The following is a 25,423-nucleotide window of genomic DNA, read 5'->3' as shown; positions in this document are numbered from 1 at the left end:
GAACTGGCTTTTTGTTCCATCCCTCAGCGCATTGCTTCGATTCGCTCGGCGCCGCGTGCGAGTGGCGAGGTCAGAATCTGATGCAGGATGATGGCGCCAAAGGTCGCGGTGCCGATTCCGCCGATGGTGAACGCACCGAATTTGAGCGTGAGATCGCCGGCGCCTGCCGTGAGCGCCACCGCGACGGTAATCAGGTTCGCGGGATTTGCAAAGTCGACCTTCTTCTCGACCCAGATCCGTCCCGCCATCGCCGCGATCAACCCGAACAGCACGATCGAGAGCCCGCCGATGACGGGACCTGGGATCGACAGGATGAGCGCGCCGAATTTCGGCGAGAAGCCGAGCAGGATCGACACCGTGGCCGCGAAGGCGAACAACAAGGTGGAATAGACCTTCGTCGCCGCCATGACGCCGATATTCTCGGCATAGGTGGTGACACCGGTGCCGCCGCCGCAGGCGGCCACGATGGTCGCGAGGCTGTCGGCAAACAGGGCGCGGCCGAGATAGCGATCGAGGCTCCGGCCCGTCATGGCGCCGACCGCCTTGATGTGACCGAGGTTCTCGGCGACGAGAACTATCGCAACCGGCGCGATCAGGAAGATTGCATCGGCATGGAAGCTCGGCGCGGTGAAGTTGGGCAGGCCGAACCACGGCGCGGCCGAGAGTTGCGCGAAGTCGATCGGTTTGCCGAAACCGAGTCCGTTCGCGAACAGCAAGTACAAAAATATCCGCCGATGGCGCCGGCAATGATCGGCAGGCGGCGCCACAGGCTTGGCGCGGCAACGGCGACCACGCCGATCATCAGAACGGTCGCAAGCCCGATCCAGGTGTCGAACGTGCCGGCGCTCACCGCCTTGACCGCCACCGGCGCAAGGTTGAGCCCGATCGCGGCGACCACGGCGCCGGTGACCGCCGGCGGCAGCAGCTTCTCGACCCAGCCAACCCCCGACCACATCACGATCAGCGCAATCACGCCGTACAGCACGCCGGCTCCGACAATGCCGCCGAGCGCAACTGACAGGTTCGGGTTCGGCCCCTGCCCCACATAGCCGGTGGCAGCGATGACGACGGCGATGAATGCAAAGCTCGAGCCGAGATAGCTCGGCACGCGCCCTGCGACGATGACGAAGAAGATCAGCGTGCCAATGCCGGAGAACAGGACCGCAACATTGGGATCGAACCCCATCAGTAGCGGCGCGATGATCGTTGATCCCGACATTGCGACGCAATGCTGGAGACCGGAGACAACGGTCTGGCCCCAAGACAGCCGCTCCTCCGGCATGATCACGCCCGAGGTCTTGAGTTTCCATCGCGGAAAATAGCCTTGCACGCGTTCTTCGGAGCCTGTTGTCGACATGTTTCCCCCGACTTGCGGTGCAGCAGTCGATCTTCGTGCGATCCGACAAAAATGTGATTGTCGCTTCCGCGGCGGCCATCACATGATGCAAATCAAGCAAGATCGATACATTCCCGGCCTACAATATGACACAAGTCGCGGTCCAGCCAGCCGTCCTCCGCCGGCACCAGCCCTGGTACAAGATCCTCTACGTCCAGGTCCTGATCGCGATCGCGCTCGGCGTGCTGATCGGTTATTTCTTTCCCGATCTCGGCAAGGCCTTGAAGCCGCTCGGCGACGGTTTCATTGCGCTGATCAAGATGATGATCGCACCGGTGATCTTCTGCACCGTGGTGCACGGCATCTCCTCGATGGGCGATCTCAAGCGTGTCGGCCGGGTCGGGCTGAAGTCCCTGATCTACTTCGAGACGGTCTCGACCGTCGCGCTCGCGGTCGGTCTGCTCGTCGGGGAGATTCTCCAGCCCGGGCACGGCTTCAACATCGATCCCGCCACGATCGATCCGAAATCGGTGGCCACCTACGTCACCAAGGCCAAGGAAGAGGGCATCGTCGCCCATCTGATGGCGATTATCCCCGACAGCTATCTGGGCGCCATCGCGCGGGGCGACCTGCTTCAGGTGCTGTTGATCTCGATCCTGTCGGGCTTCGCCATCGCCTTCCTGGGCAAGGCCGGTGAACCAATAGCGGACGCGATCGACAAGGCCGCAAAAATGTTCTTCGGTATTATCCGCATCATCGTGCGCGTGGCGCCAATCGGCGCTTTCGGCGCGATGGCATTCACCGTCGGCGCCTACGGTCTCGGCTCGCTGCTCAACCTCGCCGCCCTGATCGGCACGTTCTACCTGACCAGCATCCTGTTCGTGCTGATCGTGCTCGGTGCGATCGCCCGGCTCGCCGGTTTTTCGATCCTGCGCTTCATCGCCTACATCAAGGACGAGTTGCTTATCGTGCTCGGCACCTCGTCCTCGGAGACTGTGCTGCCGCAGATGATCCAGAAGATGGAGCATCTCGGTGCCTCGCGCTCGGTCGTCGGCCTGGTCATCCCCACCGGCTACAGTTTCAACCTCGACGGCACCAACATCTACATGACACTGGCAACGCTGTTCCTGGCGCAGGCGACCAACACCCATCTGACGATCTGGCAGGAGCTCGGCATTCTCGGCATCGCCATGATCACCTCGAAGGGCGCCTCGGGCGTCACCGGCGCCGGCTTCATCACGCTCGCCGCGACGCTCTCGATCGTGCCCGACATCCCGATCCAGTCGATCGCGATCCTGGTCGGCATCGACAAGTTCATGAGCGAGTGCCGCGCATTGACCAACCTGATCGGCAATGGCGTTGCCTGCGTCGTCATCAGCATCTCCGAAGGCGAGCTCGATCGCGACGCGCTGCACGAGACCATGGCCCACCCGCTGGAGATCGGCGAGGCGTTGGAACCGGTCGGCAGGGCGTAGCGGTTCCGACGCGGTAGTTTCCCGGAATGGAAAAGCGGTGAGATACGCGTCACAACAATGGCATTGGGATCACCGATTGATAGTCAATCTTTCCGCCCGACGCGCTGGGGGCAGGGCGTCGGGCTTTTGGAGATCTTCACCATGATCAGCCGCCGTGTCGGGAGGTAAGGCGGGATCAGATGATCCCGTCTTTGACGCGAATCTCCTTGCCGGCAAGTTCGAGCCGGCGCGTGATCCCGATCGCCTGCAGGAATGCCTCGTCGTGACTGACGACGAGCAGTGCGCCGTCATAGGCCCTCAGGCCAGCTTCAACGGCTTCGATAGACTCGATATCGAGATGAGTGGTCGGCTCGTCCATGATCAGCAGGGACGGCGGCGGCGTCCCACCCAGCACGCAGGCGAGGCCAGCGCGAAACATTTGCCCGCCGCTCAGGCCTCCGACCAGCTGCAAGGCAGCATCGGCGCGAAACATGAAGCGAGCCAGGGCTGCATGGCAGGCGTTAGGATCCGCTTTCGGATTGAGACGCCTGAAATTCTCAAAGATAGAGATCGCAGGATCAAGCAGGCTGACCTTCTGGTCGAACAGCGCGAAGTCGGGCCTGACCCGGACCGTACCCGCGACAGGGTGCAACTCGCCTGCAATGAGTTTCAGCAGCGTTGTCTTGCCCGAGCCATTCGGTCCGACGACCGCAACGCGCTCCGGACCGACGATCGTGAGCGAGAGATCGCGCAAGACGGGCTGCTCCGGCCGATAGCCGGCGCTGACCCCGTCGAGCCAAACCATCTCCCTGCCCGCCGGCAGGCCGGTCGCGGGCAGCTTGACCGACAGCGGTTGAAGAACCTCGATGCGTCGGCGTGCCGTATCGACGGCCTCGACCGCTTCCGCGCGCCGCCGCTCGGCGATTTGTGCATTCTTGCCCCCGCTGTCCTCGCTGCGGTCCTTGCGCGCGCCGGCCAGGATACGCGGCATGTCACCCTTGGCGCGCTTCTTCCTGCCGCCGCTATCCTTGCGCGCCTTCCGTTCAGCTGTTTCCTGCGCCTTGCCGTCAATCTCGGACAGGTATCTCTCGGCATGCGCGAGGTCGTGCCTGACCGCAGCGAGCTCGACGGCCTTCTGCGCGCGAAAACTGCTCCAGTTGCCGCCGTATCGGGTTGACCCGAGCGATGTCAGCTCGACGATCGCATCCATCGTTTCGAGCAAGTTCCGGTCGTGGCTGACGACGATCGCGCCGCCGCGCCAGGCAGCAAGGAGATCAGTCACCGCCCCGCGTCCATCCTGGTCGAGATTATTGGTGGGCTCATCCAGCAGCAGGAAGTCGGGCTCGGCAAACACCAATGCGGCGAGACGCACGCGCGTGATCTGGCCGCCGGACAGGCGGGCGAGCTCCGTATCGGGACAGGGATCGAAGCCGAGGCGCCCCAGGGCCTTCTCAAGCCGCCCTTCGAGCGTCCAGTCGATCGCGGCGATCTCGTCGGCCGAGGCGTCGCCCCGCTCAGCGCGGCTAAGCAGCTCCAGAGCCCGCCGCGCGCCGAACACATCGGCCACCGTCGCATCTGCAAGCGGTTGGACGTTCTGGCGCAACAGGCCGACGGTCCCGTTGACAAGAATGCGCCCGGACTGGGGAACATGCTCGCCCAAAATCGACGCGAGCAGCGTCGTCTTCCCGACACCATTGCGGCCGACGAGACCGGTCCGTTCGGCCGCGAAAGTCAGATCGATGTTGGAGAGAAGAGAACGGCCGTCAGGCGTGGACAGCGACAGATTCGACAGGATGATCGAAGCAGGCATGGAATTCCCCGTGAGCAAGGCGGATGGGCTTTGCGGTTGGGGTAAAATCCATGGCTGCGAAGTTCCTGATTGAGAGCTCCCTAGTAGTCCCGCAGAAGCGCAAGATCAAGCGCAGCTCGAAGGGCGCGACAGCGCGAGGAAAGCGCTGACGTCCCTATCGGTCTGCACGATCAGCCCTTCACGGCGGTGACCACCACCTCGATCAGCGCGCCGCCGCCGAGATCGGCGACGCCGACCGTGGCGCGGGTCGGCAGATCGTCGCCGAAGAACTCGGTCCAGGCCGCGTCCATCTCCTTCTTCTTGGACAGATCGGTGACGAAGATCGAGGCGCTGACCACTCGGCTCTTGTCGGTTCCCGCTTCCTTCAGATAGCCGGCGATCTTGCCGAGGATGTTGCGGGTCTGGTCGCCCATCGAGACCGAGGTGTCGTCGGCGATGGTGCCGCCGAGGAAGACGAATCCATTGGCTTCGACGGCGCGGTGCATGATGGGCGTGCGGATGCTGCGGGTGATGCTCATGATGTCCTCTTGTTCTAGAGCGTGGAAGGATGGAAGCGGTCGATGCCGAGATCGCCGACGCGGGTCTGGGTGCCGCCGTTGACGATCAGCTCCGCCATCACGGCGCCGGCGCCGGGGCCGAGCTGGAAGCCATGCAGCGAAAAGCCGAACTGGTGATAGAGGCCCACGTGACGTGAGCTCGGGCCAAATACGGGGATGTCGTCCTTCATCCTGGCCTCGATGCCGGCCCAGGCCCGCACGATCATCGCGCTGCGCATCACCGGAAACAGCTCGAACACGGTGCGGGCGCTGATGGCGAGGCTCTTCCAGTCGAGCACCGTCTCGTTGCGATCCTGGCTCGGCGTTGCCAGATGGCCGCCGCCGATCAGCACGGTGCCGTTCGAGAATTGCTTGAAGGACAATTTGCGGCCGCGCAGGATCACGACGGGATCGATGAAGTGCGGCACGCGCGAGGTGATCATCAGCATCGGCGCCACGGTTTCGACCGGAACGGGTTCGCCGAGGGCGGCGGCGATCTTCCCGGCCCAGGCGCCCGCCGCGTTGACCAGCACCGGTGCGGCATAGGTGTCCGGGCCGACATCGACGTGCCAGAGACCGCCGCTGTGACGGATGTTGCCGGCCGCCTCGCCCTCGCGCACGATGGCGCCGAGCTGCTCGGCCTTGCGGCGGAAGGCGGTCGTCGTCTGCGCCGGATTGGCTGCGCCGTCACGACGCGACACGACGCCGCCGGGACAGGTCTCGGCCACGGCCGGCACCAAACGTCGCAACTCGGCCGCATCGATCAGCTCTTCATGGGTGAAGCCGAGCGCGTTGAGCTCGGCCACGCGCGCGCGGCAGACGGCCAGCTCCTCTTCGTTCTCCGCGACGAGGACCTGGCCGTAGCTTTCAAAGCTGCAATCGTCGTCGACGAGCTCCGAGATCCTCTCCCAAATTCCCATCGAACGGACTGAGAGCGGAATCTCTGGGATGTGCCGGGCGAGTTGGCGCACGCCGCCGGCGTTGACGCCGGAAGCGTGGCGGCCGGCATAATCCTTCTCGATCAGCACCGGCTTCATGCCGGCAAGGCACAGATGCAGCGCGGTCGAGCATCCGTGGATGCCGCCGCCGACGACGATTGCATCCACGTTTCTGGTCATCCGCGCACCACCGCCTTGACGTCGGCCTCGCTCTTGGGAACGGCGGCGAGCTCGGCGAGCGTGATCGGCTTCACCGGCGCGCGCAGCCGGTAATAGCCGATCTCCTGCGGGGTCTTCCCGCGGGCCTGCGCCATCAGCTCGGTGACGGTGAGACCGCAGAGCCGGCCCTGGCACGGACCCATGCCGGTGCGGCGATAGGCCTTGAGCTGGTTCGGCCCAGTCGCGCCGATCGCGACTGAGTCGAGAACGTCCCTTGCGGTGACCTCCTCGCAGCGGCAGACGATGGTATCGCCCGAGGGAATGCGGAACTGCGGCGACGGGCGGAACAGCGTATCGAGGAAGATGCGGCCGCGCTCGGCCTTAGCGAGATCGGCACGAAGCGCCGACATTGGCGCGAGCTTCGCGGCAGCCGCGGGCGCCAGTGCTTCCACTGCCGCGCGCGCCGCGATGCGGCCGCGCGCCACGGCCGCGCTCGCGCCGCCGATGCCAGCGCCGTCGCCGGCAATCGCGATGCCGGCGACCGACGAATCCCCGTTAGCATCGAGCACCGGCGACCAGCACAATTGCAGCTCGTCCCAACGATGCTCGACGCCGGCCGACATCGCCAGATTGACGTTGGGCACAACGCCCTGATGCAGCAGCAACAGATCCGAAGGAATGGTCTCGCGCTTGCCGCCGGCGACATAGCTCACGCTCGCGAGCTGACCGTCGCCGGATGCAGAGAGCTCGGTAACGCCGGAGACGACCTGCACTTTCGCCTTCACCTCGCGCATCATGGATAGCCCCTTGGTGAAATAGGGCGAGGTCAGAAAGGCGAAGGCGTGCGGCAGCGCGGCGAAATAATTGCCGCGCTCGGTCGTGTCGAGGATGCAGTCGATGCGGCCGCCGAGGCGCAGGATCTGCGCGGCGAGCAGCCAGAGCAGCGGCCCCTGCCCTGCGATCAAGGTGCGTCCGTCAGGCACCAGCGCCGACGATTTCAGCATCGTCTGCGCGGCGCCCGCGGTCATCACACCGGGCAGCGTCCAGCCGGGAATTGGAAACGGCCGCTCCAGCGCGCCGGTCGCGACGATCACGCGCTGCGCCGTAACGAAGGCAGAGGCGCCGCCGATCGAGACGGCGATCTCGAGGTTGCGATCGAGGCTCCAGACCGTCGCGCGATGGATGACCTCGGCATTGCTGGCGCGCAGCGCCTGCACGAGATCGGCGCCCGCCCAATAATCGGCGCCGAGCTGATTGCGCTCTGTCAGGGGCGTCGAGCCAATGGCGCGGAAAACCTGACCGCCCGGACCGATATTCTCATCGAGCAGCAGCGTCGACAGGCCGGCTTCGGCTGAGGTCGCAGCGGCCGCGAGGCCGGCGGGACCTGCGCCGATCACCACGATGTCGTAGGCTTCGCGCTTGGGAGCCACAGTCATTTGCCGATCTCCCGCTTGCCCTTTTGGATCTCGATTCTCATGCCCTCTGCGACGGGCACGAGACACCCCTGGCGATTGCCGATGCCATCGATGGTGACGAGGCAATCGAAGCACACCCCCATCATGCAATAGGGCAGGCGCAGCGCGCCGCTCACTGCGGTGGACCGCCGCGCATCAACGCCGGAGGCCAATAGCGCCGCAGAGACAGTGTCGCCCTGACGTGCTGCAACGGCAGCGCCATCGACGAAAATCTGCACTTGTGGCCGTTTGTCCTGTTCGGATCGCCTAAACATGGGGAATGCCTCTTGGCTCCTTAAGAAGTTCTAGAGCGTGATGGAATCTTGTTCGGCTGCGCGAGGGTTCACCTCTGCCCAACGGGGAGAGGTGATTTGAGCTCTGGGCCAGCATCGATTCAAATCGAGCCTCCTATTTCTAATAACCGCTGTGGTTCGCAGCGCCCGCACCGCCAAAACGACTCGCCGAGAACGCGCCGACCAGCTCCGGCTCGAGCGCGCCCTGCGCCACCATGCGCGCGATCTCGAACGCGTGGTTGGAGGCGAGCGTCACGCCGGAATGACAGCAAGCGACGAAGGCGCCGGGATGCGTCTCCGACTGGTCGTAGATCGGAAAGCCGTCTTGCGGCATGACGCGGATTCCGGCCCAGCTCCTGATAACGTTGAGCCGCGACAGATGCGGAAACATCCGCTGGGCGCGATCGGTCATCACGGCGCTGACGGAATGCTTCAGCGCGCGGTCGTCGAGCTCGTCCTCCTTGCTGTCGCCGATCATCACCGTGCCCTCGTCGGTCTGGCGGATCGTGGTCAGCGGATGTGGCAGGAACGGCATGGTGCGCTCGGTCACCACGATCTGGCCGCGGGTTGGGCCCATCGGCGCGTAGAGCCCGACCATCGGCGCCAGCGTCTGGTTGGCATTGCCGGCGGCAAGCACGACCTTCGCGGCGCGCAGCTCGCCGTTCGGCGTGGTCAGGCGGAATTCGCCGCCGCTCTTGCTGATCGCCGACACCGGACGTTCCGGAAAATAATCGATGCCGAACGCCCTGAAACCGGTGTGGAAGGCGCGGAACGTGCGCAGCGAATTGACGTGGCCGTCGAGCGGGCAATAGCTGCCGCCGGAAACTTCGGGGCCGATCAGCGGCAGCGACTTCTTCACTTCGGATGCGGAGAGCATCTCCATCTTGTAGTCGGCCGCGCCGACCTGGTTGTGCATGCGTTTGACCAGCTCGGTGCGCTGGCCGAGTTCGTCCTCGCCGAGGGTGAGATGGAAGCCGCCATTCTGCTGAAGAGAGACGTCGAGCCCGGTCTGCTGCTTCAGCTCCGACGCAAGTCGGCTCCACGCCTGCGACGCCTGCACGGTCCACACCGTATAGGCGGGCATGCCGAGCCCCTTGCTCTGCACCCAGACCAGCGCGAAGTTCGCGCGCGAGGCGCGCTTGGCGATGTCGCCTTCGTCGAGCACCGCGACTTTTTTGCCGAGCCGGCCGAGGCCCCAGGCAATGGCGGAGCCGAGCAGCCCGCCGCCGACGACGGCGACGTCGTATTCAGATTTTTGCTTTGACGCGTTGTCTCTACGCGAGCCGGCGTCCACTTCGCTCGAAAACGCTTTAGACATAGATTTTCCTATCGTCCCGTATCGCCCTTGCCGGCGAGCACACGGTCGAGCCCGTAGAAGCGGTCGAGCAGAATGAGGGCGGTCATGGTGATCGCGATCACGCAGGCCGAGACCGACGTCACCAGCGGATCGATGTTGTCCTGGATATAAAGGAACATGCGCACCGGCAACGTCTCGGTACCGGGCGCCGCGAGGAAGACGGTCATGGTGAGATCGTCGAAGGACTGGATGAAGGCGAGCGCCCAGCCGCTGATGACGCCGGGCAGGATCAAGGGCAGCGTCACGCGGCGGAACAACGTCCAGCCGTTGGCACCGAGCGAAATCGCGGCCATCTCGACAGAAAGATCCATGCCGGTGGCCGCCGCCAGTGTTAGTCGCAGCGCGAACGGAAACACGATGATGACATGCGCGATGATGAGCGCCGCGAAGCTGCCACTCATGCCGGCGGAGGTGAAGAAACGCAGAAAGGCGATGCCGAGCACGACATGCGGAATCATCAGCGGCGACAGGAACAGCGCGGCGAGCGCATCGCGGCCGCGGAAGCGGTAGCGCGCGATCGCCAGCGCCGCCGGCACCGCGAACAGCAGCGCCACCAAGGACGACAACGCGCCGAGCCCAAGGCTGACCCAGAACGCATGGACGAATTCGGGGTAGTTGGCGATCGTCCTGAACCAGCGTAGCGAAAATCCGTTGGTCGGCAGCGACAGGAAGCCCTCGGGTGTAAACGCGACGAGGCAGACCACCAGGATCGGTGCCACCATGACGATGACGAAGATGGTGTGGAAGATCAACGCCAGCGGCCCGTTCCGTCTCATCGGAACACCTCCGCATAGCGGCGCTCGATCAGCGCATTGCTGCCGACCACAATCAGCACCAGCGCGACGAGAAGGAGCGTCGCGACCGCTGCACCGAGGGGCCAATTCAGCGTGTTGAGAAACTCGTCATAGGCGAGCGTCGCGGCGACCTTGAGCCGGCGGCCGCCGATGATCGCAGGCGTCGCAAAGGCGCTGGCCGAGAGCGAGAACACGATGATGGCGCCCGACAGCACGCCCGGCATGATCTGGGGCATGATGATGCGGCGGATGATGGTCGCGGGTCCCGCGCCAAGCGACGTCGCGGCGTTCTCGATCTGCGGATCGAGCCGCTGCAGCGCGGCCCATACCGACAGCACCATGAACGGCATCATCACATGCGCGAGCGCAACGACCATGCCGGTTTCAGTGAACATGAAGGGAATGGGGGAGCGGATCACCCCGAGCGACATCAAGAGCTTGTTGACCAGTCCGTTATTGCCGCCGAACAGCAGCGCCCAGCCGAGCGTGCGCGCCACCACCGAGATCAGCAGCGGCCCGAGGATGATCAGCAGGAAGAAGCTCTTCCAGCCACCGCTCATGCGGTTGAGGATGTAGGCTTCAGGCGCGCCGAGGACGGCGGTGAGTAATGTGGTCAGGATCGCGATTCGAAAGGTCCGCCAGAACATTTCGGCGTAATAGGGATCGGTCGCGATCTCGTGCCAGTTCTTGAGGATGAAGACCGGTTCGATGCCTTTGTACTGGCCCCAATCGTGGAACGACAGCATCACGGTCATCGCCAGCGGAATCAGCAGCACGCCGACGAACAGCATCAGGGCGGGCGCAGTCAGAGCCCACGGCGCACGCGCGTTACGTTCCTCGGCGGCCGCGCTCATGCGACGCCCCTCGCACGCACACTCATGTCCTCGGGACGCCAAGCCAGACGCACCGCCTCACCTTCGGCCGGCTGCGCCTTGCCGTCATTCTGGCGGATCACGATCGCCGGACCGCATTCGCTCTCGCACTGGAACAGCCAGTGATTACCTTGGAAGATGCGGGTGACGATCTTGGCGCTGAGGCCGGCATCGCCGAAGCCGATCCTTTCAGGGCGAATGCTGACAGTGACAGGGCCGCTGAGACCCGCCGGCGCCGGCGCGCTCCAGGAGCCCGCGGTCAGCCGCGCCGGCGTGACGGTCCGATCGATCGCCGCCGCAAAGTCGTTGGTCTTGCCGAGGAACTGCGAGACGAAGGCCGAGGACGGCTTCTCATAGGTCTCCTGCGGCGTGCCGATCTGCTCGATGCGGCCCTGGCTCATCACCACGATGCGGTCGGACAGCGACATCGCCTCGTTCTGGTCGTGAGTGACCAGGATCGTGGTGGTGCCGATCGTGCGCTGGATCTGGCGCAGCTCGATCTGCATCTCCTCGCGCAGCTTTGCGTCGAGGTTGGACAGCGGCTCGTCGAGCAGGAGGACGCTCGGCTTGATCACCAGCGCGCGCGCCAGCGCCACGCGCTGCTGCTGGCCGCCGGACATGCGGCGCGGATGACGGTCCTCATAGCCGGCGAGGCCGACCATCGCCAGCGCGGCACGGACGCGCTCGGCTTTTTCAGCGCGCGACACCTTGCGCATCTCGAGGCCGAAGGCGACGTTCTCCGCCACGGTCATGTGCGGAAACAGCGCGTAGCTCTGGAACACGATGCCGAGGCCGCGCTTGGCCGGATGGATCGCGGTGAGGTCCTTGCCCTCCAGCCGGATCGCACCGCGGGTGGGATCGAGGAAGCCCGCGATCATCTGCAACGTCGTGGTCTTGCCGCAGCCGGAAGGCCCGAGGAAGGAGATGAACTCCCCCTTCCTCACCGACAGACTGAAGTCATCGACCACGGTCTGCGCGCCGAACTGTTTTGCGACCCGATCAAGCTCGAGATAGGCCATGCGCTGTCTCCGCTACGGACGATCAGATCAGCGCTCGACCTCGCGATTCCAGCGCTTGGTCCACTCCTCGCGCTTCTCGTTGATGACGGTCCAGTCCGGATTATAGAGCTTCGCCGCGCGCTCGCCGATCGGCGCCATCTTGCCGAGCTCGGGCGGGATCACCAGCGATTTCAGCACCGGGCCGTAGCCATAGTCCTTCAGCATCACCAGCTGGATCTTGGGATCGAGCAGCATCTTGACGAAGCTCGCGGCCAGAGGAGAAGCGTTGGGCTTGGCGATTGGACATGCCGTCGTCAGCAGCGTCGCGGCGCCTTCCTTCGGATAGACGAAGTCGACGGGAAAGCCGGTATTGGCGAAGCTCTGCACGCGGCCGGTACCCCACACCGCGATCACGGCCTGGCCGGACTGGAACAGCTCGGTCATCTTGCCGGGCGACGGCTCATAGGCGAGCACGTTCGGATTGATCTGCTCCTTGAAGATCTTGAAGCCTGAATCGACGTTGGTCTCGCCGCCGCCATTCATCTTCGACAGCATCACCAGGGCTTCGAGGCCGTAGGTGTTGTTGATCGGGGGGATGACGAGTTGCTTCGCGTATTTCGGGTCCTTCAGATCGTTCCACGAGGTCGGCGGCGCCCAACCTTTCTCTTTGAACACCTTGGTGTTGTACATCAGGCCGGTCGCGACGATGCCGATCGCGACCGCACGATCATCCTTGAAGCGGGCGGTGTCGTAGAGATCGGCCGGCAATCCGTCGAGCTTGCCGCAGAAGCCGAGCTGCATCGCCTGGTACATCGGGCCGTCATCGACGATGGCGACGTCGATCTGCTGGTTGCCCTTCTGCGCCTGGAGCTTTGCCAGTGTGTCGGTCGAGTTGCCGGCGACGTACTCGACCTTGACGCCGTTCTCCTTCTCGAAAGCGGGGATCACCTCGTCGCGGATCGTCTTCTCGAACGAGCCGCCATAGCCGGCGACATAGAGCGTCTTTTGCTGGGCCGAGGCGGCCGACGGGGCGGCAATCAGCGCCGCGATGCTGACCGCGGTCAGAAGGCGAAAAGTCTTCATGTGGACCGATCTCCATACCGGAATGAGGTGACGTGCCGACAAGTCTCCGGCCGAAGCACCTTCCGCATTTCCTTCCGCGCAAATTCCTCTCCGACCAGGGCTCCGGCCCCTGCTCGGCGGGTTTTGGCGCGATTTGGAGGTTTGAACGTCTCCAATCTGCCGAAAAAGCGGGCTGGCTCCAGCTCTGATGAAAAAGATCGCAAAACCAAGCTTCCATCGTCCAATGAATAATGGCACCCTCTGCATGCCGAAATGTTATGAGTGGAATTCGAGATGGCGCGGATCAATTCGCGGCAGGTTGAGGCCTTTCGGGCGACCATGCTGACCGGCAGCGTCACCGAGGCGGCAAAGCTGATGGTGGTGACGCAGCCCGCCGTCAGCCGGTTGCTGCGCGACTTCCAGGCGCTGCTGAAGATGGAGTTGTTCGAACGACGCGGCACCGGTCTCGTGCCGACCGCGGCGGCCATGGCGCTCTACACCGAAGTCGAGCGCTCGTTCGTCGGTCTCGAACGCATCACCGCGGCGGCCGAAGAAATCCGCGGCCGGCGCACCGGCTCGCTGCGCATCGCCGCGCTGCCGGCGCTCGCGAACGGCTATCTGCCGCGGCTCGCCGGGCAGTTCTTGAAGGAGCGGCCCAACCTCAACCTCGCCTTCTTCGGCGTGATCTCGCCGATCGTGGTCGACTGGGTGCTGAACAATCAATGCGACATCGGCTTTGCCGAGGTGCCGATCGCCCATTCCGGGCTGCCGAGCCTGCGGCTGCCGGCGTTGGCGCGTGTCGCGGTGCTGCCGACCGGACATCGTTTGGCGGAGAAGGAAGTGCTGGAGCCGGGCGATTTCGAGGGCGAGACGTTCATCTCGCTGTCGGCGGGATCATCGAGCCGGCACCTGGTCGACCAGGTCTTCCATCGCAGCGACGTTCGCCGCGTGCTGCGGGTGGAGACCACGCTGTCGGAGATCATGTGCGGCATGGTGTCGTCGGGGCTTGGCGTGTCGATCTGCGATCCCTTCACCGCACAGGAATTTGCAACGCGCGGCGTCGTCGTGCGCCGCTTCCTGCCGCGCATCGACTTCGAGTTCTCGGCCGTCTTCCCGGCCCAGCGCAGCCCCTCGCCGGTGGCGCTGGATCTGGTCGAGACCATGCGCAAGGCGCTCACTGAGCTCGAGGACAAGTCCGCACATGGTTTTGCGCCTGGTTGATTTGGACGCCGTGCGGGTCCTGTTGTATGCTGCCTGCCTCCGCAGGTAGCATATGGCACGCATCACCATCGTCGAGACCGGGCTCGTTCCTCAAGAGCATCGCGAGCGGCACGGCTCGTTTCCGGACATGTTCGAGCGCATGATCCTCGCCGAGGACCCTATGGCTACAATCGACATCGTCAGCATTCCGAATGGGGATGCGCTGCCCGATCCGCGCGGCTTGGAGGCCATCCTGATCACCGGCGCGGCGGCCGGCGTCTATGACAGGCTCGACTGGATCGCGCCGCTGGAAGATTTCGTGCGCACGGCTTACGCCAACAAGACGCCGATGGTGGGCGTCTGCTTCGGCCATCAACTGATCGCACAAGCGCTCGGCGGCACTGTACGCAAGTCGGAGAAGGGTTGGGGCATCGGCCGGCACGTTTATCAGGTGCTGCCGGAGAATGGCGTCGTCGACGGCGAAGCCATCGCAATCGCCGCCTCGCATCAGGACCAGGTGATCGAGCCGCCGAACGAGGCGCTGACGATCCTGTCGTCGGACTTCACGCCGCATGCCGGCCTGCTCTACGCCAACGGCACCACGCTGACCGTGCAGCCGCATCCGGAGTTCGACGTGGCGTTCGCACAGGTGTGTTGCGACCTGCGCGACGGCAAGGCGCCGGATGATGTCGTCGCAACGGCGCGAGCGTCACTGACGCAGCCGATGGACAACGCGAAGCTCGGTGGGGCGATCACAAGGTTCTTGACGCGCAAATCCATCCCCTCATCCTGAGGAGCGCGCTCTCGCGCGCGTCTCGAAGAATCGAGGCCCCCACCGCAACGGCGAGGCCTGCATGGTTCGAGACGCCGCTTCGCGGCTCCTCACCATGAGGGTTGAGGGCTCAGAACGGACTCTCGCCCAGCCCCGGCACATCTGCCGGCCGCGGCCCCGGCGCGGGCCAGTGAAAGCGGCGGTCCTTCTCGGCGATCGCAATGTCGTTGATCGAGGCCTCGCGCCGCTTCATCAGGCCGTGCTCGTCGAATTCCCACTGCTCGTTGCCGTAGGAGCGATACCACTGACCTTTGCCATCATGCCATTCGTACTGGAAGCGCACCGCGATACGATTGCCGTCGAAAGCCCAGAGGTCCTTGATCAGTCGGTAGTCGTGCTCCCTCTCCCATTTGCGGGTGAGGAATGCAACGATTGCCTCACGGCCCTGAAAGACTTCAGAACGATTGCGCCAGCGGCTGTCCTCGGTATAGGCGAGCGCGACGCGCGCCGGATCGCGCGAATTCCAGGCGTCCTCGGCCATGCGCGCCTTTTGCGCAGCGGTCTCTCTCGTGAAGGGCGGAAGCGGCGGGCGCGACATGATGGCCTCATCGGTTGGTTGGGGCCGCAATCTATCGCTGCAATTGGTGGAGTCGATAGGCCACTGCAAATCGGGCGATCACGAAATCAGATCGGCCTTCATCAAGGTCCGGATCGATTTCGGAATCGGCTGCGCGCGACCGCCGCTGATGAAGGCGACGCGCACTTCCGCTTTCACCAGCACGTCCTCAGCCCGGCGCACCTCCTGCGCCAGCATGATGGAAGCGCCCTTCACCGCGATCGGCCAGGTCACGACATCGAGCACGTCGTCCATCCGCGCGGGCTTCAAAAAGTCCAGATGCATCGAGCGCACCACGAAGGCGAAGCCGGCGCCGTCGGTCTCGGGCTGCTCGAACAGCGCCTGCTGCTCGGCGCCCATCAGCCGCAGATGATTGGTCCGCCCGCGCTCCATATAGCGCAGATAATTGGCATGATAGACGATGCCGGAGAACTCTGGCTTGCCAACATCGCAACACAGCGCCTTGATTTCATTGGGACGTTGGAGGGCTATAGCGTAAACAAGCGTCGATTTTTCTACGCTCCTCCTATGGCGAACCGCAGCGCCTTCGGGATACGTTGCGCTTTTCCGCCTGAGATAAACGCCGCGCGCACGCGGGCCGTGACCAAAAGATCGTCCCCGCGCCTGCATTCCTGCAGCAGGGTAATCGACGCACCCCTTACCTCTTCTGGAACCGTGACAACTTCAAGTAGGTCGTCCAGGATTGCTGGCTTTAGAAAATCGATACTCATCGAACGGACTACGAAAGCAAAGCCTGGCGCATCTTCCTGCGCTTCTTTGAGGAGCTCTTGCTGATTCGTTCCGAGCAGACGCAAGTAATTTGTTCTGCCGCGTTCCATGAAGCGCAAGAAATTCGCGTGATAAACAATCTGGCCGGCGTCCGTATCTTCGAAATAGATACGGACCTGCATATGATGGCGGCCATCGCGAATTTCGCCGTCAAGAGATACTGGCACAGGGGGATTTCTCTTATTGCACTTCTCGCACTTCGGGGCCGATTGTCTTGCATAGAGGCACCTTCCTCAGCAAGCGCCATCGCTTTGGGTTTGAACTTTGCTTGGGATGCACCTAGAACCACAGTCGCCGGCGAACTTCATCAGAAATGAGTCAGAGCCCAACATTGACCCCACGCTCGATGTATTTTCGGCAATTGTTCAACGGCTTCGCCATTGCCCGCCGGGGTCAACCTTCTTCGGCGCCGACAAGGGGTCAATCAGCGCGCCGAATGACAGGCAGAGCTCGTATGCCATACGCATGTGCCTAAGATAAGCGATCCGGCAGGACATTGCGACTGTTCCCCTGGGAACAACTCGGGCTGGCCAATGGCGGGCTAGTAAGTAGGGGCGTCTAATGAGTACCCGCAGTCGAGCAGTCATTCCTGCTGCTGCTATTCGCAAACGTCTTCAGAGCATCGTTTCTGCACTCGTTGAATTAGAGGAAGTCCGAGCCCGAGTTCTCGCGGCTGAGAAGAGCGCAAAACCAACGAGGCTCAAACAGAAAAGCAAGCGTCCACGCCGAGCCAAGCTTACCGGCCGAAGGCGCTAGTGGCCATCGGCATTGCTTGCGGCCCCCGCGGCCGGCTTCAGGAACGATTGAGTTCGCACTCGGTTCGACTGTTTGTCTTGCGTGCCATCGTCTTGCAAGACCTGTTGCGAACCTTAGCTCCAGCGCGTTCTTTCGCATCGGATTCACAACTTTGAATCCCTGGAATAATTTCTGGGTGCTGTCCTAGTCAGACACCCCTCGTTTGGAGCGATTAATCCCCCAGCACCTGCCGAACAACAGGTGCTCCCTAACGTTCGCAGAATCCGCAGAAAGCCGCCCGCCTCCCCCGCAAGCGGCGCCAAGAAAGATACGATCGCGACTATGTCAGCCCACGTCGCGAGTTGACTGAATGATCGAACCGGGTGCCGGTCGACGAGGAGGCGTGCTGAAAAGTCAGCAAATATCATTCGCCGAATAGTACATCGAGCGTCTCCATGATCTCACTGGGGTGCAGGAATGAGGTCGCGATGATGAACAGCAATCGAGGACGAGTTTCAATTGATGCTTGAAACCGCCATCGATCTTGCGATGCAAGGTTTCGATCCGACCAACGTGCTTCGCGCGTTCGCCTAAGTTGCGGAATTTCATGCCCTGTTCGGAGAGCTATCCCATGCGTTGCGCGTTTACGAAAGCGTTATCAGCCGATCGCTGGAGCCGAACACTATTACGTTCGCAGAGTTGCCCGAGAACTACCGTGGCGGCTGAACACTCGGTTCACAGGGATCGGCTGCGTTAAGGTAATGAGAAAACAGTGATCTGCCCTCCCAGCGTCGTAAAATCGCGTAGCCCAGCGTAGCCCCCAACAGCACCCAAACCCGCAGTTGGCTCGGTAAGACCGGCTGCAAGGCCGATACCGGCCCAGCCGCCGACGCCCGATAGAACGGCAATGTACTGCTTGCCTGCATACTCGTACGTCGTCACGTTTCCAATGATTCCTGAGGGCGTCTTGAACTTGTAAAGCTCGTTGCCCGTCTTCGCGTCGACAGCTTTGAGATACCCTTCGAGTGTGCCGTAGAACACAACGTTTCCCGCCGTTGCTAGTGCGCCGGACCACACTGAGAACTGCTCTTTGTTCGACCAAACGATTTTGCCAGTACGTGCGTCCCAAGCAATGAAGTTGCCCATATGATTCTCGCCACGAGGCGGATACATTGACAGTGTAGCGCCGACATAAGGCTGCCCTGCTGTGTAGCTCACCTTGAATGGCTCGTAGTCCATGCAGACGTGGTTCGTCGGGACGTAGAACAGGCCCGTATCAGGCGAGAATGCGGCCGGCTGTTGGTCTTTGGTTCCAAGTGCAGCTGGGCAGATCCCAGTCACATTCACGCCCGTCTGGAGGCTTCTGAACTACTCGCCTGGGCGACCTCCTATCCCGAATCGAGCCGAGTGGAGGCGCTTTCGCCCGGCATATTTCGGCCGCAGCCCCAGCGTGCCGAAACTCAGTTGTAAAAGATCAGTGGCAAGCAGCTGTAGGTCCAGCAGAACAGGGTGGCCAAGCCGCCCAGAACGATGATGTCTTCAGTCATGTCGAGTGCTGCCATTTCCGGGTATCGATCGACAGAATTTGCGAAGGCTAAGATCAGGACCAGAGGACGAGCACAACGGCAACGCGCCGGACACGAAGGCGGCGACACGCTCGGTTGTGCCGAAGCAACCGTTCTACCGAGGCTTAGGCGCGCGCCAGCCTTCATTTCTAATCTGAGGACCTGGTAGATCACAGTCGGTGTGATTGGAGCCGAGCGCTAAGAATCGGAGCAGGGGAAGACGTTGTTTTGGAGGAGCTAGCCCAAATCGGCGCACCACTCAATCTCCAAGCATAGGCCCAGCCCACTGGCTCTGGCCAAACGGCCTAGTCCTGGTGGGGAGCGAGGGTGAACTGGAAGACGGCCCCCCGAGGCTTATTCCTCGTGACCCACAACTGGCCGCCATGAGCTGCGATGATCGACCGACAAATGGCCAGGCCCATCCCTAAGCCGTGCGATTTGGTCGTGTAGAACGCTTCGAAAACGAGTTCTTCACTCGTCGGGTCGAGCCCCGGGCCCGAGTCTCGCACGGAGACGCGTACATCACCCGCAACATCCCTTTCGGTACTGATCTGCAGCTCCCGCCAGCCATCCTCAACGCTGTTCACGGCGTCGATGGCATTGAGGATCAGATTCAGGAGCACCTGCTGCAGCTGAATGCGCTCACCTTCGATCTGCGGCAGGTCCTCCGCCAGTTGCGTCTGTAGCGAAATCTCATGCCTCACCGCCTCGCTTCGGACCATAGCGACGACGTCCAGGACGGCTTCGTTGAGGTCGAGGCGGCTTTTGGGTACCGGCGCTTTCCTGACCATAGAGCGGATACGGTCGACGATCTCGCCAGCTCGTCGGCTATCTGCGACAATGTGCTCGAGGGACTCGCGGGTCTTATTTAGATTGGGCGGGTTAGCGCCGAGCCAGTTCAAGGCGGCGTCCGCATTGGTGAGCACAGCCGAGATCGGCTGATTGACTTCATGGGCAATCGAAGCCGTCAGCTGCCCAATCGTCGCGACACGACTGACATGAGCGAGTTCGACCTGGGTCTTTTGCCGTTCCATGACAGCCTTCTTGAAAACTTCGACCGCACCCGCCATCGCGCCGATTTCGTCACGCCGATCAATCCCGGGCACGTCGATGCTAGTGTCGCCCTTTGCGAGTGCGGTCATGGCGCCGGTCATTCGGGTGATCGGCGTCGCGATAACGCGCGTCAGTAGGATGCCCATCAATACCGCAATCAGGAGCGAGGCTGCGGCGCCCAGCGCGGTCGCCGTGTATGCAGTGGCGTACGCCTGCTTCTGCACGGCGTCACGCCTGGCCAACAGATCGCGCTCAGCCTTCTCGATTTCATTTGCCTTGGCACGGATTGCATCCATGGCAGCTTTGCCGGTCGCCCCCTCCAACGTGCGCGCCTCCTCGCGAGTCGCGGGATTCGCCATCAGCGCGATCTCGCGCTCGGCGGTCTCGATGCGCCACATAGTCGCCAACTTGTTCAATTCATCAAGCCGGTGTTGCTGGTCCTGGTTATCCGATGTCTGTGCTCTAAGTTTCCGGATCGCCGCGATGAACTTGTCGCCGCCCTCGCGGTATGGATCCAAGAATTTCTCATCGCCGCTGATCAAATAACCGCGCAAACTCGTTTCTTGATCAAGCGCTGCGGCCACCGCCATCTCTAGCGTGTCCAACACGTCAGTGGTATGGACACGCCAGTTTTTGGCCTCTTCGATCACGCCAAGTCTGTCATATACGATTGCGCCACTCACAAATATGACGGCTATCACGGCTGCAAACGCGGCCATCAATTTGTGCAAGATCAGTAAATTCGAGAAAGGGGACACGTGACCCTCAACGCCGAAATCCGCGACCAACCAGCTGGCTAACTCAAGATTGCTCCCAAGCGGTGGCATTCGCAAGAATTTGGCATGGGGCTGTGATAGGGGCAAAGCAGTGCAGCCTTCCCCTGAGTGGAGCATACAGCATCTCGTCGGACAACTGGGAAATTCTAGGCATGCGGTGCCGTCAGACACAACAGGGCCCTCATACCGATGCGACCTTCATGATCTCCAATGTTCCGCGCCAGATCATCTCCACTGCCACATAGAGAATGACGGCCAGTCCGACGTAAGCGAGCCATCGATGAGTTTGCAGAAGGCCGGCAATGAAAGAAGCGGCCAGGCCCATCATCGCGATGGAAAGCCCCAAGCCGAAAATCAAGACTACTGGATGATCGCGTGCCGCCCCTGCGACGGCAAGGACGTTGTCGAGAGACATGGAAGCGTCGGCCACGATAATCTGCCAACTCGCTTGGAAGAGCGTTTTGCGAGGTTTGCTTTCTGCAATGGCCCCTATGGTCCCTTTCCAAACAGTTGACCCTGCGGGAGACGTGCGCAACTCTCGCCACATTTTCCAACATACCCACAGCAACAGGATCCCGCCAGCGAGCAGAAGGCCGACGATCTGCAGGATTTGCGTGGCTATCCCCGCTAAGAGAAGACGCAGTATCGTCGCGGCGACGATCCCGATCAAAATGGCCTTGGATCGTTGCCCTTGAGGAAGTCCCGCTGCAGCAAGGCCGATGACGATGGCGTTATCACCAGCGAGCACAAGGTCAATCAGAACGACCTGCACGAGTGCGCTAAGAACATCCGTATGAAGATGGTCTATCAAGGGTCATGGCCCCAGGTTCGGCTCCGAGCGAGGCGCGTATTTATCTGCCAGCCCGACCCATTCGAGTCACCTCCAGAGCCCCAATACAGATCCAGTTCTAGTCCATCGCGGCTCGATCGCTAAGGTATCTATCTCCGGCAGCGGCGTCCGAATGCGGTCCAGCGGTCTGCCCGAAAAGCAGTGCTACCTGATCTGGCTCGCCAAAAATCGCTGCGGCGCAACCGATCATTGTGAACGCACCTGCGATATCCCACAGAGAAATTTTGCCTACCGTTGCAGTCCCTGACTTTGCCAGGGCCAAGAGCGCGGTGATCATCGCATCCGAGAAAAACAGAAGACTCAGCGCTGGTAAGACGAGTTGCCATTCCAGCAGGAATATTATCAAAAGGGCCGGAGCCGCGACCAGCATGCTCAACAGCACGAAGATGCAGAATGTCTCTCGCCAAGGAGCATTCCAACTTGCATGAGAAGCGATCATTCGATCCTCCTGCATACGAGCATCTCATAGGGCCACTTACTTTGTGGAACCACCCTGGTCCAGTTGGCTGTTCTTTTGGTTCTTGCAGCTAATGTTTTTTGGTCCTACTGCGCCGCCCCTCAATCAGCGTAAGAACGCCAGCGGTCATTACGGCAACAACGACGATGGCTGCCAGCCCCTCGACCGAGGCCAGGGACTCAAACCACTTGATCCAAAGCTCAATCATGTGCTGGCCCCTCTGAAGAGCGCACCCACGATCGTAAAATTGCCTCTTTAAAGACGACCAGTGCAATCAGAAAGACAATGCTACGCATTGTCGCGCGCGTTTTAACCGCGCGGCAAGATGACCGCGAGCCGTTAGCACGCACACCCCCCCTTCTATTGGAACGTGGCGGCGCGAGTGCAGGTGGGTGGTTCGACGCCCTCAAAACCGAGAAGTTCGGTGGCGTTGCGGCCTGATCACCCACAGGACGCGCGCCCGTCAAAACATCGCCGGCGACGGCTGAGCCCGGAAGTGTCGAGGTGCCGCTGCATCGCTGTTCGCTACGCTAATGTCCTTACCTGATGCCGACCACCGATTAGAAGCCGCCGGGCACGTCGGACACCTCCAAGCGCGGCGATCGCGCATGCCGCCGCCGGAACGTCGCTCTAAACAGGCTGTTGAAAAAGGCGCTCGTCGTGGACCAACGATCGTGATTCATTGGCTCCGACGAGATTCGTGGATGGTGTGTGCGCGGCGGCGACAATCGAACGGGTGAGCTGTTTAGCTACGTTGATCTGGAGGCGCGGGTGCGGCGTGATCATCCGCTGCGAGCGATCCGGACGATCGTGAACGAGGCGCTGGCGGTGCTGGAGCGCGAGTTTGCCGCGCTCTATTCGCCGATTGGGCGGCCGTCGATCCCGCCGGAGAAGCTGCTGCGGTCGATCCTGTTGCAGGCGTTTTATTCGATCCGCTCCGAGCGGCTTCTGATGGAGCGGCTAGAATACGACCTCCTGTTCCGCTGGTTCGTCGGAATCGGCGTTGACGACGCGGCCTGGGACCATTCGGTGTTCTCGAAGAACCGCGACCGGCTGCTGGAAGGCGACATCGCGGCGAAGTTCCTGGCAGCGGTGCTGGCGCAGCCCAGGGTGAAGAAGCTTCTATCGAGCGATCACTTCTCGGTCGATGGCACGCTGATCGAGGCCTGGGCCTCGATGAAGAGCGTCAGGCCGAAGGACAGCTCTGGCGAGCCGCCGGCGCAAGGCGGTGGCCGCAATGCCGAGGCGGACTTCCATGGCCAGAAACGCTCGAACGCCACCCATGCTTCGACTACCGATCCCCGATGCCAGGCTCTACCGCAAGGGCAACGGCAAGGAGACAAAGCTGTGCTTCATCGGGCACGGGCTGATGGAGAACCGCCACGGCCTGCTCATCGACGCCTGCCTCACGCTGGCGGACGGGCATGCCGAACGGGTGGCGGCGCTGCACATGATCGAGCCTTATGCCGACCGGCCGACGGCGATCACGCTCGGCGCCGACAAAGCCTACGATGCAGAAGACTTCGTCAATGAGTTGCGCTCGATGAACGTCACGCCGCATGTTGCGCAGAACACCAGCGGCCGCAGCTCGGCGATTGACGGGCGAACGACCCGGCACGGCGGCTATGCCGTCAGCCAGCGCATCCGCAAGCGGATCGAGGAGGCATTCGGCTGGATCAAGACGGTCGCCGGGCAAGAGAAGACCAGCTTCCGTGGCCGTGATCGCGTCGCATGGGCCTTTACCTTCGCTGCCACCGCCTACAATCTGGTGCGACTGCCCAAGCTGATCGCGGAGACCGGCTGATGGCCAAGGTGCCCGGCTTCGCCAAGGCCTTTGCCGGCCGCTGGCGCATCGTCGAGATGGACGTCTGGGACAGCGACTTCCTCGATCTTGTCGAAGAGGCGCATCTCACCTTCGAGGGCAAGTCCGATGGCGAAATCGCCTTTGGGGCTCTCAAGGGCTTCCTCGACGTCCGCTACGGCGCGCGAGACGGTTCGGCCTGTGCGGAGTTCTCATGGGAAGGGCACGACGAGAATGACCCTGCCTGCGGTCGCGGATGGGTCATGATCGGCACTGCGGGCAGGCTCGTCGGCCACTTCTACATCCACAATGGCGACGACTCAGCCTTCGTTTGCGAACGCGGATGAGTTCTTCAACAGCCTGCTAAAGCCGGGTCTACTCGCCCGCCTTGTGCGGTATCGCCTTTTCGCAAATACGGCTGATGAGCGAGGAAACTTTTGCGGGCCGGTGCGTTCGTTGTCGTACAAAGTGCGCGCTGCGATGGGGAGGACTGCTATGCGAACCACAATCGTTGCGATGCTTGTAGCTGTTGGAATTACGTTCGCCTTACCGGGGCTGGCCCAGCAGCCGACGGCACCGAACCCGCAGATGCAGGAGGAGGCGGACAAGGGCATCAAGACCCGCCAGTCCGGCGAGTCCGGCTATGTCGGTGAGCAGGAAAAGCCAGGTGCTTCTGCTCATCCCCCTGGAAAGACTGACACTGCTGCGCCGACAACCGGCTCGACCAGTGGCACCTCCACGGGGGCGCCAGGTAGCGGCGAAAAGCAGCGGTGAGCTGAGCCTCGCCAAGGCAGGCGCGACCGCGCGCCTGCCCTGTAGTCCATTGCTCTTGCGTCTCGCTCGAGAAGACACACGTGCCTGACTTCGAGGCTCTACAGTGGGGCTAGAGACGGACCAATGCGAAGTCCGAAGCAAACGCGACGGTCGCTTTTTTTCGCCACGCTCGGAGCGTTTCTAACGGTGAGGAGGTTCGCTGCGGCGCAGGAAGACCAGCCCGGCAGCAGCGATCGGCCGAGGAAAGGCGACCTTCTTGTGGTCTCAGAGGGTGACCGCGCCGGCGGCATCATCGTGCCCGATGACGTGAGGCTCGGTGAGGCGCCGCTGCATGCCTGGCCAAAGGACGCAAAGACTTCGGTTGTCCGCAACGGCTCGCGGCTGAACGAAATCCTTCTCATAAGGCTTGATCCCGGGGAGATGGACGAGGAGACGCGCTCGCGCTCCACGCAGGGCATTGTAGCCTATTCGGCGATCTGTACTCATGCCGGATGTGCTGTCACCGGCTGGCTGAAATCCGAGGCCGGCGACAACGACGTGCTCAAATGTTTTTGTCACAATTCCGAGTTCGATCCGCGGGAAAGCGCGCAAGTCGTGTTCGGACCCGCGCCCCGGCGTTTGGCAGCGCTGCCGCTTGCAACCGCCGACGGCTCGCTCACCATCGCTGCAGCATTCGTTGGAAAGGTAGGTGCTCAACAAGGAGGGTGACGAGTAGTCGCATCGGATTCCCGTGCCACAGTTGGTCGCATTATTTATGGTCGGCAAGAGAAAGAGCTTAGGGAGATGACGTCCATGACCAAAAGGCAATGGCTATTGTCCGGTTGTGTTGCGTGCACGACCTTTTTCTCGGCCGCCGCATTCGGCGGGCCGATTGAAAATTACAGTCCAGTGACACAAGCCAGGCTGGAAAATCCGGAACCTAGTAACTGGATGCTGTACCGACGCACCTACGACGGGCAGGGCTACAGTCCG

At 62.3% G+C, this 25,423-nt stretch carries 22 protein-coding genes and 5 pseudogenes; 8 read left to right on the top strand and 19 right to left on the bottom strand.

The features are described 5' to 3' along the window. Nucleotides 1-23 precede the first annotated feature (23 nt). Nucleotides 24-1,357, bottom strand: a pseudogene (locus IVA96_RS06350) (solute carrier family 23 protein). 125 nt (nt 1,358-1,482) lie between these two features. On the opposite strand from IVA96_RS06350, the gene IVA96_RS06345 reads away from it, so the two are divergent. Then, the gene (locus tag IVA96_RS06345) at nt 1,483-2,811 is read left to right on the top strand and encodes a dicarboxylate/amino acid:cation symporter (RefSeq protein WP_247416206.1); all 1,329 of its coding nucleotides are present in this window, start codon (nt 1,483-1,485) and stop codon (nt 2,809-2,811) included. 175 nt (nt 2,812-2,986) lie between these two features. Here the strand turns inward: IVA96_RS06345 and IVA96_RS06340 are convergent, their stop codons facing one another. The 10 genes from IVA96_RS06340 to IVA96_RS06295 form a co-directional block, all read right to left on the bottom strand. Continuing rightward, nucleotides 2,987-4,600, bottom strand: a complete 1,614-nt coding sequence (locus tag IVA96_RS06340) for an ABC-F family ATP-binding cassette domain-containing protein (RefSeq protein ID WP_247280228.1) — start codon at nt 4,598-4,600, stop codon at nt 2,987-2,989. Nucleotides 4,601-4,770: 170 nt separating this feature from the next. Continuing rightward, nucleotides 4,771-5,118, bottom strand: a complete 348-nt coding sequence (locus tag IVA96_RS06335; protein ID WP_247280229.1) for a RidA family protein — start codon at nt 5,116-5,118, stop codon at nt 4,771-4,773. A gap of 14 nt (nt 5,119-5,132) precedes the next feature. Then, the gene (locus IVA96_RS06330; RefSeq protein ID WP_247416204.1) at nt 5,133-6,254 is read right to left on the bottom strand and encodes an FAD-dependent oxidoreductase; all 1,122 of its coding nucleotides are present in this window, start codon (nt 6,252-6,254) and stop codon (nt 5,133-5,135) included. Further along, entirely contained in the window at nt 6,251-7,669 is a 1,419-nt protein-coding gene (locus IVA96_RS06325) for an NAD(P)/FAD-dependent oxidoreductase (RefSeq protein WP_247280231.1), read from the bottom strand. Before IVA96_RS06325 ends, IVA96_RS06330 begins: the two co-directional genes overlap by 4 nt. Further along, complete coding sequence (locus tag IVA96_RS06320; RefSeq protein ID WP_247280232.1) at nt 7,666-7,962, bottom strand: (2Fe-2S)-binding protein; 297 nt, start codon at nt 7,960-7,962, stop codon at nt 7,666-7,668. Before IVA96_RS06320 ends, IVA96_RS06325 begins: the two co-directional genes overlap by 4 nt. A 139-nt stretch (nt 7,963-8,101) precedes the next feature. After that, complete coding sequence (locus IVA96_RS06315; protein WP_247280233.1) at nt 8,102-9,298, bottom strand: FAD-dependent oxidoreductase; 1,197 nt, start codon at nt 9,296-9,298, stop codon at nt 8,102-8,104. 8 nt (nt 9,299-9,306) lie between these two features. After that, complete coding sequence (locus tag IVA96_RS06310) at nt 9,307-10,113, bottom strand: ABC transporter permease (RefSeq protein ID WP_247280234.1); 807 nt, start codon at nt 10,111-10,113, stop codon at nt 9,307-9,309. Further along, nucleotides 10,110-10,985 (bottom strand): ABC transporter permease, encoded by an 876-nt coding sequence (locus tag IVA96_RS06305; RefSeq protein ID WP_247280235.1) that lies wholly within the window; start codon nt 10,983-10,985, stop codon nt 10,110-10,112. The genes IVA96_RS06310 and IVA96_RS06305 overlap by 4 nt, the downstream gene beginning before the upstream one ends. Beyond that, the gene (locus IVA96_RS06300; RefSeq protein ID WP_247280236.1) at nt 10,982-12,022 is read right to left on the bottom strand and encodes an ABC transporter ATP-binding protein; all 1,041 of its coding nucleotides are present in this window, start codon (nt 12,020-12,022) and stop codon (nt 10,982-10,984) included. The genes IVA96_RS06305 and IVA96_RS06300 overlap by 4 nt, the downstream gene beginning before the upstream one ends. Before the next feature lie 27 nt (nt 12,023-12,049). Next, complete coding sequence (locus IVA96_RS06295; protein ID WP_247280237.1) at nt 12,050-13,084, bottom strand: ABC transporter substrate-binding protein; 1,035 nt, start codon at nt 13,082-13,084, stop codon at nt 12,050-12,052. Nucleotides 13,085-13,357: 273 nt separating this feature from the next. Here IVA96_RS06295 and IVA96_RS06290 point away from each other — a divergent pair, with 273 nt between their 5' ends. Beyond that, entirely contained in the window at nt 13,358-14,284 is a 927-nt protein-coding gene (locus IVA96_RS06290; protein ID WP_247280238.1) for a LysR substrate-binding domain-containing protein, read from the top strand. A 52-nt stretch (nt 14,285-14,336) separates the two neighbouring features. Continuing rightward, nucleotides 14,337-15,056, top strand: a complete 720-nt coding sequence (locus tag IVA96_RS06285) for a type 1 glutamine amidotransferase (protein ID WP_247280239.1) — start codon at nt 14,337-14,339, stop codon at nt 15,054-15,056. Between the two features lie 109 nt (nt 15,057-15,165). On the opposite strand, the gene IVA96_RS06280 is transcribed toward IVA96_RS06285, so the two are convergent. From IVA96_RS06280 to IVA96_RS06245, 8 genes and pseudogenes are all read right to left on the bottom strand, one after another. Continuing rightward, nucleotides 15,166-15,633, bottom strand: a complete 468-nt coding sequence (locus IVA96_RS06280; protein ID WP_247280240.1) for a nuclear transport factor 2 family protein — start codon at nt 15,631-15,633, stop codon at nt 15,166-15,168. Nucleotides 15,634-15,711: 78 nt separating this feature from the next. Continuing rightward, entirely contained in the window at nt 15,712-16,143 is a 432-nt protein-coding gene (locus IVA96_RS06275) for a YbgC/FadM family acyl-CoA thioesterase (RefSeq protein ID WP_247416337.1), read from the bottom strand. A gap of 23 nt (nt 16,144-16,166) precedes the next feature. After that, complete coding sequence (gene ybgC, locus IVA96_RS06270; RefSeq protein ID WP_247280257.1) at nt 16,167-16,607, bottom strand: tol-pal system-associated acyl-CoA thioesterase; 441 nt, start codon at nt 16,605-16,607, stop codon at nt 16,167-16,169. Nucleotides 16,608-17,444: 837 nt separating this feature from the next. Further along, nucleotides 17,445-17,677 (bottom strand): annotated as a pseudogene (locus tag IVA96_RS06265) (ion transporter); the annotation flags it as partial. Between the two features lie 251 nt (nt 17,678-17,928). Further along, nucleotides 17,929-18,519, bottom strand: a pseudogene (xoxF5, locus tag IVA96_RS06260) (lanthanide-dependent methanol dehydrogenase XoxF5); the annotation flags it as partial. A gap of 526 nt (nt 18,520-19,045) precedes the next feature. Continuing rightward, the gene (locus IVA96_RS06255; protein ID WP_247416201.1) at nt 19,046-20,551 is read right to left on the bottom strand and encodes a CHASE3 domain-containing protein; all 1,506 of its coding nucleotides are present in this window, start codon (nt 20,549-20,551) and stop codon (nt 19,046-19,048) included. Between the two features lie 199 nt (nt 20,552-20,750). Next, nucleotides 20,751-21,380 carry a TerC family protein gene (locus IVA96_RS06250; protein WP_247416199.1) on the bottom strand — a complete coding sequence of 210 codons (630 nt, stop codon included), beginning with the start codon at nt 21,378-21,380 and terminating at the stop codon, nt 20,751-20,753. Between the two features lie 97 nt (nt 21,381-21,477). Then, nucleotides 21,478-21,858, bottom strand: coding sequence for a hypothetical protein (locus tag IVA96_RS06245; protein ID WP_247416196.1), 381 nt, complete (start codon nt 21,856-21,858; stop codon nt 21,478-21,480). A gap of 729 nt (nt 21,859-22,587) precedes the next feature. On the opposite strand from IVA96_RS06245, the pseudogene IVA96_RS06240 reads away from it, so the two are divergent. The 5 genes and pseudogenes from IVA96_RS06240 to IVA96_RS06220 form a co-directional block, all read left to right on the top strand. Beyond that, nucleotides 22,588-23,680: pseudogene (locus IVA96_RS06240) on the top strand (IS5 family transposase). After that, complete coding sequence (locus tag IVA96_RS06235; RefSeq protein ID WP_247280263.1) at nt 23,680-24,024, top strand: hypothetical protein; 345 nt, start codon at nt 23,680-23,682, stop codon at nt 24,022-24,024. Before IVA96_RS06240 ends, IVA96_RS06235 begins: the two are co-directional and overlap by 1 nt. 148 nt (nt 24,025-24,172) lie before the next feature. Further along, complete coding sequence (locus IVA96_RS06230) at nt 24,173-24,451, top strand: hypothetical protein (protein WP_247416193.1); 279 nt, start codon at nt 24,173-24,175, stop codon at nt 24,449-24,451. 123 nt (nt 24,452-24,574) lie between these two features. Further along, entirely contained in the window at nt 24,575-25,159 is a 585-nt protein-coding gene (locus IVA96_RS06225; RefSeq protein WP_247416190.1) for a ubiquinol-cytochrome c reductase iron-sulfur subunit, read from the top strand. Nucleotides 25,160-25,243: 84 nt separating this feature from the next. Continuing rightward, nucleotides 25,244-25,423, top strand: a pseudogene (locus IVA96_RS06220) (PQQ-dependent dehydrogenase, methanol/ethanol family); the annotation flags it as partial.

The organism is Bradyrhizobium sp. 159 (assembly GCF_023073795.1).
In the GTDB taxonomy this organism is placed as follows: domain Bacteria; phylum Pseudomonadota; class Alphaproteobacteria; order Rhizobiales; family Xanthobacteraceae; genus Bradyrhizobium.
This window is presented reverse-complemented; position numbering and strand designations above follow the sequence as displayed.

Excerpts from the sequence above, each read along its gene's own strand:
- IVA96_RS06305 (WP_247280235.1), bottom strand. The coding sequence starts at position 10,985 with ATGAGCGCGGCCGCCGAGGAACGTAACGCGCGTGCGCCGTGGGCTCTG.
- IVA96_RS06300 (WP_247280236.1), bottom strand. The coding sequence starts at position 12,022 with ATGGCCTATCTCGAGCTTGATCGGGTCGCAAAACAGTTCGGCGCGCAG.
- IVA96_RS06285 (WP_247280239.1), top strand. The coding sequence starts at position 14,337 with ATGGCACGCATCACCATCGTCGAGACCGGGCTCGTTCCTCAAGAGCAT.
- IVA96_RS06340 (WP_247280228.1), bottom strand. The coding sequence starts at position 4,600 with ATGCCTGCTTCGATCATCCTGTCGAATCTGTCGCTGTCCACGCCTGAC.
- IVA96_RS06290 (WP_247280238.1), top strand. The coding sequence starts at position 13,358 with ATGGCGCGGATCAATTCGCGGCAGGTTGAGGCCTTTCGGGCGACCATG.
- IVA96_RS06245 (WP_247416196.1), bottom strand. The coding sequence starts at position 21,858 with ATGATCGCTTCTCATGCAAGTTGGAATGCTCCTTGGCGAGAGACATTC.
- IVA96_RS06230 (WP_247416193.1), top strand. The coding sequence starts at position 24,173 with ATGCGAACCACAATCGTTGCGATGCTTGTAGCTGTTGGAATTACGTTC.
- IVA96_RS06330 (WP_247416204.1), bottom strand. The coding sequence starts at position 6,254 with ATGACCAGAAACGTGGATGCAATCGTCGTCGGCGGCGGCATCCACGGA.
- IVA96_RS06345 (WP_247416206.1), top strand. The coding sequence starts at position 1,483 with ATGACACAAGTCGCGGTCCAGCCAGCCGTCCTCCGCCGGCACCAGCCC.
- IVA96_RS06235 (WP_247280263.1), top strand. The coding sequence starts at position 23,680 with ATGGCCAAGGTGCCCGGCTTCGCCAAGGCCTTTGCCGGCCGCTGGCGC.
- IVA96_RS06335 (WP_247280229.1), bottom strand. The coding sequence starts at position 5,118 with ATGAGCATCACCCGCAGCATCCGCACGCCCATCATGCACCGCGCCGTC.
- IVA96_RS06320 (WP_247280232.1), bottom strand. The coding sequence starts at position 7,962 with ATGTTTAGGCGATCCGAACAGGACAAACGGCCACAAGTGCAGATTTTC.
- IVA96_RS06295 (WP_247280237.1), bottom strand. The coding sequence starts at position 13,084 with ATGAAGACTTTTCGCCTTCTGACCGCGGTCAGCATCGCGGCGCTGATT.
- IVA96_RS06315 (WP_247280233.1), bottom strand. The coding sequence starts at position 9,298 with ATGTCTAAAGCGTTTTCGAGCGAAGTGGACGCCGGCTCGCGTAGAGAC.
- IVA96_RS06325 (WP_247280231.1), bottom strand. The coding sequence starts at position 7,669 with ATGACTGTGGCTCCCAAGCGCGAAGCCTACGACATCGTGGTGATCGGC.
- IVA96_RS06280 (WP_247280240.1), bottom strand. The coding sequence starts at position 15,633 with ATGTCGCGCCCGCCGCTTCCGCCCTTCACGAGAGAGACCGCTGCGCAA.
- IVA96_RS06310 (WP_247280234.1), bottom strand. The coding sequence starts at position 10,113 with ATGAGACGGAACGGGCCGCTGGCGTTGATCTTCCACACCATCTTCGTC.
- IVA96_RS06225 (WP_247416190.1), top strand. The coding sequence starts at position 24,575 with ATGCGAAGTCCGAAGCAAACGCGACGGTCGCTTTTTTTCGCCACGCTC.